The organism is Gilliamella sp. Fer4-1 (assembly GCF_001690515.1).
Classification (GTDB): domain Bacteria; phylum Pseudomonadota; class Gammaproteobacteria; order Enterobacterales; family Orbaceae; genus Gilliamella; species Gilliamella apicola_C.
The window spans coordinates 22,609-32,143 of the sequence record NZ_LZGZ01000260.1; the positions used below are offsets into that span (position 1 = coordinate 22,609).

12 protein-coding genes are annotated in these 9,535 nt (G+C 35.5%); 8 read left to right on the top strand and 4 right to left on the bottom strand.

Annotated elements, in window-relative coordinates; translation table 11 throughout:
• Position 1: 1 nt before the first annotated feature.
• The 4 genes from A9G30_RS09080 (at position 2) to ggt (ending at position 4,330) form a co-directional block, all read left to right on the top strand.
• On the top strand, positions 2-364 hold the full coding sequence (locus A9G30_RS09080) for a PTS cellobiose transporter subunit IIA (RefSeq protein ID WP_065566915.1): 363 nt from the start codon (positions 2-4) through the stop codon (positions 362-364).
• On the top strand, positions 361-849 hold the full coding sequence (locus A9G30_RS09085; RefSeq protein WP_065581383.1) for a hypothetical protein: 489 nt from the start codon (positions 361-363) through the stop codon (positions 847-849). Before A9G30_RS09080 ends, A9G30_RS09085 begins: the two co-directional genes overlap by 4 nt.
• A 14-nt stretch (positions 850-863) precedes the next feature.
• Positions 864-2,216, top strand: a complete 1,353-nt coding sequence (gene celB / locus A9G30_RS09090) for a PTS cellobiose transporter subunit IIC (RefSeq protein ID WP_065566917.1) — start codon at positions 864-866, stop codon at positions 2,214-2,216.
• A gap of 413 nt (positions 2,217-2,629) precedes the next feature.
• A complete protein-coding gene (gene ggt, locus A9G30_RS09095; RefSeq protein ID WP_065588734.1) occupies positions 2,630-4,330 on the top strand; it encodes a gamma-glutamyltransferase in 1,701 nt (566 codons plus the stop codon).
• Positions 4,331-4,450: 120 nt separating this feature from the next.
• On the opposite strand, the gene rplI is transcribed toward ggt, so the two are convergent.
• The 4 genes from rplI to rpsF are packed head-to-tail and all read right to left on the bottom strand — an operon-like array spanning position 4,451 to position 5,833.
• Positions 4,451-4,903, bottom strand: a complete 453-nt coding sequence (gene rplI, locus A9G30_RS09100; RefSeq protein WP_065588735.1) for a 50S ribosomal protein L9 — start codon at positions 4,901-4,903, stop codon at positions 4,451-4,453.
• 22 nt (positions 4,904-4,925) lie between these two features.
• A complete protein-coding gene (gene rpsR, locus A9G30_RS09105) occupies positions 4,926-5,153 on the bottom strand; it encodes a 30S ribosomal protein S18 (RefSeq protein ID WP_025314965.1) in 228 nt (75 codons plus the stop codon).
• 4 nt (positions 5,154-5,157) lie between these two features.
• Complete coding sequence (gene priB, locus A9G30_RS09110; protein WP_442903449.1) at positions 5,158-5,463, bottom strand: primosomal replication protein N; 306 nt, start codon at positions 5,461-5,463, stop codon at positions 5,158-5,160.
• Complete coding sequence (rpsF, locus tag A9G30_RS09115) at positions 5,450-5,833, bottom strand: 30S ribosomal protein S6 (RefSeq protein ID WP_065588737.1); 384 nt, start codon at positions 5,831-5,833, stop codon at positions 5,450-5,452. Before rpsF ends, priB begins: the two co-directional genes overlap by 14 nt.
• Before the next feature lie 401 nt (positions 5,834-6,234).
• On the opposite strand from rpsF, the gene A9G30_RS09120 reads away from it, so the two are divergent.
• From A9G30_RS09120 to A9G30_RS09135, 4 genes are read left to right on the top strand one after another with little or no spacing between them, the layout of a single operon-like run.
• Positions 6,235-6,582, top strand: a complete 348-nt coding sequence (locus A9G30_RS09120; protein WP_065588743.1) for an HIT domain-containing protein — start codon at positions 6,235-6,237, stop codon at positions 6,580-6,582.
• Positions 6,583-6,589: 7 nt separating this feature from the next.
• Complete coding sequence (locus tag A9G30_RS09125; protein WP_065588738.1) at positions 6,590-7,225, top strand: hypothetical protein; 636 nt, start codon at positions 6,590-6,592, stop codon at positions 7,223-7,225.
• Positions 7,225-8,268, top strand: a complete 1,044-nt coding sequence (nagZ, locus tag A9G30_RS09130; RefSeq protein ID WP_065588739.1) for a beta-N-acetylhexosaminidase — start codon at positions 7,225-7,227, stop codon at positions 8,266-8,268. The genes A9G30_RS09125 and nagZ overlap by 1 nt, the downstream gene beginning before the upstream one ends.
• On the top strand, positions 8,249-9,487 hold the full coding sequence (locus tag A9G30_RS09135; RefSeq protein WP_065588740.1) for a sigma 54-interacting transcriptional regulator: 1,239 nt from the start codon (positions 8,249-8,251) through the stop codon (positions 9,485-9,487). Before nagZ ends, A9G30_RS09135 begins: the two co-directional genes overlap by 20 nt.
• Positions 9,488-9,535: the final 48 nt, after the last annotated feature.

Sequence of the window (9,535 nt, forward strand, 5' to 3'; positions counted from 1 at the left end):
AATGAACGATGAAATGAGCTCAGAAGATATTCAACTTATCGCTTTTAATATTATTTTATATAGCGGTAATGCTAAAACTAAAATTCATGATGCATTTAAGGCAATGAGACAAGCCGATTTTATTACCGCAAACCAGCTTCTTGACGAAGCGAATGAAGATATTTTACAAGCTCACTACTCACAAACAGAGTTACTACAAAATTATGCTAACGGTACAAAAATTACCATGGAAATTATTATGGTACATGCGCAAGATCACTTAATGACAACAATGACAATGCGCGAAATTGCACTTGAGATGGCTCATTTGTATGAGCAAAACCACCGCTTAGCAGTCAAATTAGGGGGGGAATCCATCATATGACAACTAAAAAATTAGAAATGCACCAAAAAACGAGCCTAACCAACCTCTATTTTAATCGCTTTTTAGCTATTCGTTATAGCACGGCATTTTTTTTATTTATCAATCTGTATTGGTTTGTATTTTTAGGTGGATCATTATCTATTGTGGCCTTTTTGCCACTATCGATCCTTGTGCTAGCGATATTAACGATGTATGAGCAGATTAAACTTTATCGAAGTCATAATAATCGTTTACCTTATGCAAAGGTGTTTTATTCCACATTATCGGTAATTTGTATTGTTTTGCTGATTTCGGTAAATACATCTTTATTTCATCTATTCTTTCCTTTTTTTAAAAACACTCAATATGTCTTAAATACCGTAATGATAGTGTTAACAGCAAGTTTATTAATTAATTTTTTACTGCTTAAAAAAATAAAAAAAATTGAGCTTAATAAGGATAAATCTTTCCAAAGAATTCAAGCTTACCAACAGGTCATTAATTAGATGAGGATAACAAAATGAATACCGGATTTGTAATTTTACAGAAATTTTTAATGGCGCCAATGGCTAAAGTATCGCAATTTAAAATTGTTCGAGCAGTAATGGCCGCGGGGATGGCTTCAGTGCCTTTCTCAATTGTGGGATCTATGTTTTTAGTATTCAATACTTTACCAATGACATTTACAGGATTAGAAGGCTTTTTTGAAAATACTTTTTTTAGAGTGAGCGATCTTTATATGATTGCCAACACAGCAACTATCGGCATTTTAGCTCTCTATTTTAACTTTGTTGTTGGTTATGAACTGACTAAAATCGAAGAAGAAGAAACTGGTCTTAAAGTTAACCCTCTTAACGGCGCTATGTTATCTATTTTTGCTTTTTTCATGACTTTGCCTGAATTAGTTATGCAAAAAGGCGTGATTACATTACTTAATGATGAAAGTAATTTAGTCTTTAATGGACTACGTTTAAAACCTTTTATCTTCCGCTTAGGTACATCGGGTATATTTATTGCAATCGTAATGGCAATTTTGGCAACTCATCTTTATTTTTTATGTGTTAGGCGAAATTGGGTTGTGAAAATGCCAGAAACTGTACCGCTAGGTGTTTCGCGGTCTTTTACTGCGCTGATTCCAACGTTTATTATTGCGTTTTTTGTGATCATTATTAATGGTGTTTTTATCTATTTTGGTACTGATATTTTTAATATTATTGCTGTGCCATTTGCTTTTGTGACCAATTTAACCAAAAGTTGGCTAGGTGTTATGGTCATTCTCTTTTTAATCCATGCGTTATGGGTTGTTGGGATCCATGGCGCTACTATTATTGGCGCATTTATCACCCCAATTATGTTAGCTAATATGAACGAAAATGCACTTGGTGGTGAACATATTCCTTTTGCTGGGGAATTTAATAATTCATTAGTGATTTTAGGCGGTTCGGGCTCTACCTTATTAATGACATTCTTTATTGCTTTTTGCGCTAAGTCTAGCCAACTAAAAATCTTGGGACGAGCTTCAGCAGTGCCTGCAATATTCAATATCAACGAACCTATTATTTTTGGTATGCCGATTGTATATAATCCTTACTTGGCATTTCCATTTTTCTTAGCGCCGATGGCGTGTGGAACATTAGGTTATTTTGCAATTAATACGGGTTTTATTCATCCAATCATTGCATTAATTCCATGGCCATCACCAATGGGCATAGGTGCATTTATTGGTACGGGTGGTGATTATAAAGCTGCTGTTATTGCGGTCGTGTCGGCCATTTTAGCTTTGCTAATTTATATTCCTTTTGTCAAACTATATGACAATAAACTTTATAAAGATGAACAAGGTAAATCAGCAAATCAAGCTCAAACAGCTTAGTTTTAATTAGTTTATATTAAAGGGTGTATGCCATTTAGTTTGCTACACTCTTTTTTAATTGTTTTGAGCTAATTACACGAAATCCAATTCTAAAAGTAATGAATAAGAAAGTATTTTCTTTTAATCATGTATTGAATCCTCACCATAATTGAAACGGCATAGATTCCTGAATATTTTTTACAAAAAATAGGCAAATCAAAATTATCTAAGCAGGCTTGATTCGAAATTAATAAGAAAATCATCACAAAGTCAAGTATAGAAATTTCTATATGATCAATATTTACTCAACATTTTTATTTTCTATGTTATATTGATAATTCCCCTTAACCAAATATTGCATAATTTTTCCTATTTTTTTATGCGATTTTGTGTTAGGTGGGGCGAATAAATCATATTTTATTAGGAGGTACAACATGTTCTATCTTAAACGCAGGCTGATAACGTATTGTAGCCTTGTTATTTTTTTAGTGATAAGCCCAGTATTTGCTGTAGACAATTTAAAACAAAAATTTGAGGCTGGAGCCGTTGCCTCCCCAGATTATTATGGCGCACTAGCTGCGCAAGAGATATTAGAAAAAGGGGGAAATGCCGCTGATGCTGCTGTAGCTACAGCATTTACTCTGGCTGTTACCTATCCTGAAGCGGGTAATATTGGTGGTGGCGGTTTTATGACGCTTTGGATGGAAGGCAAGCCTTATTTTATCGATTATAGAGAAATTGCCCCGAATAAGGCTGATCGAGATATGTACCTTGATGATCATAAAAATGTGATCCCGAATTTAAGTCTATATTCCTACAAAGCCTCAGGTGTACCAGGTACGGTTGCTGGTATGTGGGCTGTGCATCAACGTTTTGGTAAATTATCTTGGAAAGAAGTTATGGCGCCAGCTATACGATTTGCCAATGAAGGGTTTACCGTAGATAAACTACTCGTTAAACGGTATCATGAAGTAGAATCACTTGCGCCGGCTAATGGCCACTTTAAGCAATACTTTGGTTCTATGCAAGAAGGAAAGCTATTTAAGCAACCCGAGCTTGGCAAGGTATTAATGCGTATTGCCGATCAAGGTAGTGACGGTTTTTATAAAGGTGAAACGGCTAAATTAATTGCAAAACAGATGCAAGAAAATGCAGGTTTAATTACTGAAAATGATTTAGCTAATTACCAAGCTAAATGGCGAGAACCATTAGTTGCTAAGTGGCAAGATATGCAAATTGTAACTGCACCACCACCAAGTTCAGGCGGTGTAGGTTTAATTCAACTATTATTAATGAAGCAAAATTTAGCGAATGATTTTAAGAATGTTAAGGTCAATTCACCTCAATATATTCACTTATTAGCAGAAATAGAAAAACGTGTGTTTGCTGATCGAGCAGAATATATGGGTGATCCTGATTTTATTTCGGTCCCTGTTGCTAAACTGATTGACGCTAATTATTTGGCAGAAAGAGCAAAACAAGTTAACCCAAAAGCGATTTCTATTACCGAACAAGTTAAACCTGGTCTGAACAACAACCATGAAAAATTACAGACAACGCATTTTTCTATTGTAGATAAATGGGGTAATGCAGCATCTAATACTTACACTCTCAATGGTTGGTTTGGATCTGCGGTTGTGATTGAGGGTACAGGTATTATACTCAATAATGAGATGGATGATTTTAGTAGTAAGCCAGGTGTTGCTAATCAGTTTGGTGTAGTGAGCAAAGATGCTAATGCCATAGAGCCTAATAAGCGTCCTTTATCTTCTATGACACCAAGTATTTTTATTAAAAATAATGATGTTGCAATGGTTATTGGTACGCCAGGTGGTTCAAGAATTTTTACCTCCATCTTTCAAGTTGTAACTAATGTTTTTGATAATCATATGTCATTAAAAGCAGCAATGGATGCGCCTCGTTATCATCATCAATTATTACCAACTAATCTTATTTTTATTGAACGCTTTCAAAACAAAGTACCAGAGGATTTAAAAGATAAACTCAAGCAAATGGGCTACCATTTTGAGCAGCAAGATTTTAGCGGTGATATTCAGGCGATAAAAATCACAGATAAAAAACCTGAAGCAGTATCAGATATCCGCGGTAGGGGTAAATCAATGATTGTAAGATAAAAATATTTTTCATGTTGATGTATATAATAAATATTTAATTTTATTTTTATCATTGCTACTGAAAAATAGATAATAAAAAACCCATTTAGATTAAATGGGTTTTTTATTTAAGTTGAGTAATTATTGTTCAGAAATAACTTCAACAGTCAGTTTAGCAAAAGCTTCACTATGTACTTGGAAAAATACTTCGTATTCACCTGTTGTACGCAATACACCATTTGGTAAGCGAACTTCACTTTTTGATACTTGAATACCGCGTGCTTTAACTGCATCTGCGATATCACGAGTACCGATTGAACCAAATAATTTGCCTTCATCACCAGCTTTAGAAGTGATAGTGACTTTACCAAGTGCATTAATTTCAGCAACGCGTTGTTCAGCGGCTTTTAATGTCTCAGCAAGTTTTGCTTCTAATTCAGCACGACGAGCTTCAAAAAATTCGATATTCTTTTTAGTCGCTGCTACTGCTTTACCTTGTGGAATCAAAAAGTTACGCGCATAACCCGCTTTAACATTAACTTGATCACCTAAGCTGCCTAAATTAGCAACTTTATCGAGTAGAATAATTTGCATTATATGTTCCCTCTGTTGCTAATTACTGATGGTTGTCAGTGTATGGTAATAATGCCAAGTAACGAGCGCGTTTGATAGCGCGAGCTAATTGACGTTGATATTTTGCACTTGTACCAGTGATACGGCTTGGTACAATTTTACCACTTTCTGTGATATAGCTTTTTAATAAAGAAACATCTTTATAATCAATTTCTTTCACGCCTTCTGCAGTAAAACGGCAGAATTTGCGACGACGGAAATAACGTGCCATTTGGCTATTCTCCTAATAGTTCAATTTGGTCAGCATGTAAAACAAGTTGGCTTGTTTGATTACGTTTAGTGTGGGTACTTATAAATCCACAAACTAAAACTCTACTGCCTTTTTTTACGTAACTTAACTCTTGTTGTCCACTAGCAATCACAGGCATAATGCACCATGCTTGCCTTGTGAGTTCTGCTTCAATCTGCTCAGAAACATGTTCTAAATAAAATTGACAATGCGAAATCCCACTTGGACTGATTTTTCGTATCGGTGTTTTTTTTACAATACCCGATAACACTAAACGATTATTCGTCGGAATCATCGTCCATGTTTGCTTCGTTAAAATCTTCTTCAGAGCTACGACGCTCATCTTTCGCTTTTAACATAGGTGAAGTTTCAGTTACAGCGTGTTTGGTGCGCATAATTAAACTGCGAATTACTGCATCATTGAAGCGGAAGTTATCTTCAAGTTCATTAACAGCTTCTTGAGTTGCTTCAACATTCATTAACACATAGTGTGCTTTGTGCAGTTTTTCGATAGGATAGGCTAATTGACGACGACCCCAATCTTCTAGACGATGGATTTTACCACCATCAGTGGTTAACGTACCAGTATAACGTTCAATCATACTTGGCACTTGTTCACTTTGGTCTGGGTGAACCATAAATACTATTTCGTAATGACGCATTATCGCTCCCTACGGATTAATCAGCTTTCTGTCGGGGCAACCGCAACCCATTGAAAGCAAGGAACATGAAAATAGGCGGTTGAAATCGACGGGGCATTATATATCAACTTATCATATTTGACAAATGAATATGCCAAGTGGTTCTAATACTTACTTTGGTCGTTATAAGCAAGCCCTTCTGCATTTGAGTATTTCAAACACAGGAAATACTAAAATATAATTCACAATAAAAATTTAAATAAAATCAATAGGTTTTCTAAGAGGTTTTTAAGGTGTAAAATGCATTTTAAAATGTAACGATTTCTATACATTTTTATCGTTAAAATATGTTATGCTTGAGTATGTAAAATGTTAATTGTAGGTATATGCATAGTAAGGAGAATTTGATGACTCAAGAAATTATTTTGAAGGAAACTATTTTTAGTAAAATTATTCGAAAAGAAATCCCTGCTGATATTGTTTTTCAAGATGATAAAGTGACGGCATTTCGTGATATTTCTCCTCAAGCGCCGAAGCATATTTTAATTATTCCCAACAAACTTATTCCAACTATTAATGATGTTACTGAACAAGATGAAGTGATATTAGGGCATATGGTGACGATTGCCGCTAAAATTGCAAAGCAAGAAGGTATTGATGAAAGCGGATATCGCTTAATCATGAATTGCAACAAAGATGCAGGACAAGAGGTCTTTCATATTCATATGCATCTATTGGGTGGTAAAAATTTAGGGCGATTAATAGGTTAATCATTATATGAAACAGTTCAAAGGTATATTTGTTACTAGTGCATTGATTCTTGCGTTAACTGGCTGTCATCTTATTAGCAATACCCCAAAAGTGGAAGTGAAACCGCCAGTAGATGAAACCCAGTCTAGCGATACGGCAGTTATTGAAATGCCCCCTCAAATTGTTAAACAAACGGATTGGCATTTAATCTTATCGCCTTTTATCAATAAGTTGGCTAATACATCACTTGCAAGTTTTGATAATAAGCTTATTTTAATTAGCGATATTCAAAATCGTAGCGGTGATTATCTTGCAAGCAATCAAATTGATGAAGCTCTACACCAATTAATGCATAAACAAAACACGTTCACAGTGGTTAATAAACAGGTCATAAATCAAGCTAAACAAACGCTGGGTATTTCGGCTGATGATAAGTTAGTTTCTCGCGGTAAGATGATTGGGTTGGCTAAGTCAATAAATGCCAACTATGTTCTTTTCACCACTATCTATAAAGTGCCTGATGAAAGCCATGGAGCAGATCTTGCAATGGAATTAATTTTAACACAAAGTGGAGAAATTCTAGCTAGAGCCACCTCTAAAGATTTTTCTAAACAACCCAATATTAACGAGGGATCAAATCAAGTTATTGAGGATAACAAATAATGGGACCTTTGCTGATTGATGTTGAAGGTAAATCATTAACCGAAGAAGATAAGGCATTATTACAAAACCCGTTGGTTGGTGGGGTGATTTTGTTTAGTCGCAATTATCAGGATCAAACTCAATTAAGAGAATTGATAAAACAGATTCGGGCAGTTTCTACACAGCGTTTATTAATCTCGGTTGATCATGAAGGTGGGCGCGTTCAACGTTTTCGTGATGGTTTTACTGCTATTCCACCTGCGCAATCTTTTGCGGCTCTTAATGAGCTTGAGCAAGCTAAATCGTTAGCTTTTGATGCGGGTTGGGTACTTGCAATGGAGCTTATTGCTTTTGATATCGATCTTAGCTATGCGCCCGTTTTAGACTTAGGTCATCATTGTCTTGCTATCGGCACTCGTTCATTTCATCAAGATGCCAATATCGCCTATCAAGTTGCTGCTGCTATGATTGATGGTATGCATGCTGCAGGAATGAAAACAACCGGTAAACATTTTCCTGGGCATGGTCATGTGCTTGCTGATTCGCATAAAGAAACACCTATTGATCATCGTGAAAAATCACTCATTGAACACGATATGCAAATTTTTGCCAAATTGATCGCTGATAAAAAACTCGATGCCATTATGCCTGCTCATGTTATCTATCCTGCTTTTAATGATCAGCCTGCTAGTGGTTCACCCTATTGGCTTAAAACAGTGCTGCGTGAGCAATTACGTTTTGAGGGGGTGATTTTTTCCGATGATTTATCGATGAAAGGTGCAGCAATAATGGGAGGCTATGCCGAGCGAGCCCAAGCAGCACTAGCGGCAGGCTGTGATCTACTGCTAGCTTGTAATAATCGACAAGGCACTATTGCCATTTTAGAAAGCTTAGCAGAGCTAAATAAGATTCATCCATTAATATCAAATAAAGCGAAACATCTATTAACTAATACAAAAATCACTTATGCTGAATTAAAAAACAACTCTCAGTGGCAACATCGACGTGATAATTTAAAAAAACTTAGTGAAAAGTGGGAAGAATATGCAAGCAGCAATGATTGAAATTGATAATAACCAACTTCTAGTTGCGTATAATGATACGGCTAAAGCATTATTTCCTCATAACGTTTTAGTATTAAATCAACCTTTTGATTATCAAAAAACATTTAATTTTGATAATACAATAAATATAAATGAACAAGATGATGCAATCATCGTTTTAAATTCTCAGCACTTTTTATTGCAAAAAATGGTTGATCCATCTAAAACAGTCTTTGTTGTGCAACCAATTGCTTACTTAAAAAAACGATTGTCGAAAATCAAAGTCGTCGGGCACCATGCTTTTGATATCTTTGCCACTCAAAGTTTAGTTATGCAAAAACTTATTGCACAAGCTAAAGCTTTTTCTATGCAAAGTGAACCTTTATTAATATCAGGCGAAACAGGTACTGGTAAAGACTTACTTGCTAATGCTTGTCACCAATATAGCCCTCGCGGCGATCAAACCTTTCTAGCATTAAATTGTGCAGCTATGCCTGATGAGGTAGTGGAAAGTGAATTATACGGGCATGCAGCAGGCGCTTACCCAGGGGCGATTGAAAGTAAAAAAGGTTTTTTTGAGCAAGCTAATGGTGGCTCAGTATTGCTTGATGGCATTGATGAAATGTCTTTTCAAATGCAAACCAAATTATTACGTTTTATTAATGATGGTTATTTTCGGCGAGTAGGTGACGATAATGAAGTCTATGTCGATGTAAGAATTATTTGTGCAACAAAAGTCGATTTAGCTGATTTAGTCGAACAAGGTAAATTTAGAAAAGATCTCTACTACCGACTTAATGTACTGTCGCTCAATTTACCCTCATTGCAAGAACGTAAGGATGATATTTTGCCACTTACGCATATCTTTGTTAATGAATTTGCCAATAAACAAGGGATCATACCACCTGCGATCGATAATGACCTTATTGACTACTTTGTTCACTATTCATGGCCAGGCAATGTAAGACAACTTAAAAATATCCTATACTCTGCATTAGCCCAATTAACTACCCCAATATTAATGGTTAAAAATATCGTATTGCCAACACCTAAATCACAAGTATCATGGGTCAACAACATCGAAAATAAAACTCTGGATGAAATAACCAAGCAGTTTGAAAAAGAAATCTTATTAAAACTTTATGACCAATACCCAAGCTCCCGAAAACTCGCTAAACGGCTCGGCGTGTCGCATACGGCTATTGCTAATAAGTTGAGGGATTATGGGATAGGGCGGTGATTTCTTATGCTGTAAAAAAATTGAGTTGTAAATATTTATATTTTTAAG

What these genes read in the sequence shown, in the direction of transcription:
- ggt (WP_065588734.1), top strand. Translation starts at nt 2,630, where the DNA reads ATGTTCTATCTTAAACGCAGGCTGATAACGTATTGTAGCCTTGTTATT.
- rplI (WP_065588735.1), bottom strand. Translation starts at nt 4,903, where the DNA reads ATGCAAATTATTCTACTCGATAAAGTTGCTAATTTAGGCAGCTTAGGT.
- A9G30_RS09135 (WP_065588740.1), top strand. Translation starts at nt 8,249, where the DNA reads ATGCAAGCAGCAATGATTGAAATTGATAATAACCAACTTCTAGTTGCG.
- A9G30_RS09080 (WP_065566915.1), top strand. Translation starts at nt 2, where the DNA reads ATGAACGATGAAATGAGCTCAGAAGATATTCAACTTATCGCTTTTAAT.
- celB (WP_065566917.1), top strand. Translation starts at nt 864, where the DNA reads ATGAATACCGGATTTGTAATTTTACAGAAATTTTTAATGGCGCCAATG.
- rpsF (WP_065588737.1), bottom strand. Translation starts at nt 5,833, where the DNA reads ATGCGTCATTACGAAATAGTATTTATGGTTCACCCAGACCAAAGTGAA.
- A9G30_RS09125 (WP_065588738.1), top strand. Translation starts at nt 6,590, where the DNA reads ATGAAACAGTTCAAAGGTATATTTGTTACTAGTGCATTGATTCTTGCG.
- rpsR (WP_025314965.1), bottom strand. Translation starts at nt 5,153, where the DNA reads ATGGCACGTTATTTCCGTCGTCGCAAATTCTGCCGTTTTACTGCAGAA.
- nagZ (WP_065588739.1), top strand. Translation starts at nt 7,225, where the DNA reads ATGGGACCTTTGCTGATTGATGTTGAAGGTAAATCATTAACCGAAGAA.
- A9G30_RS09085 (WP_065581383.1), top strand. Translation starts at nt 361, where the DNA reads ATGACAACTAAAAAATTAGAAATGCACCAAAAAACGAGCCTAACCAAC.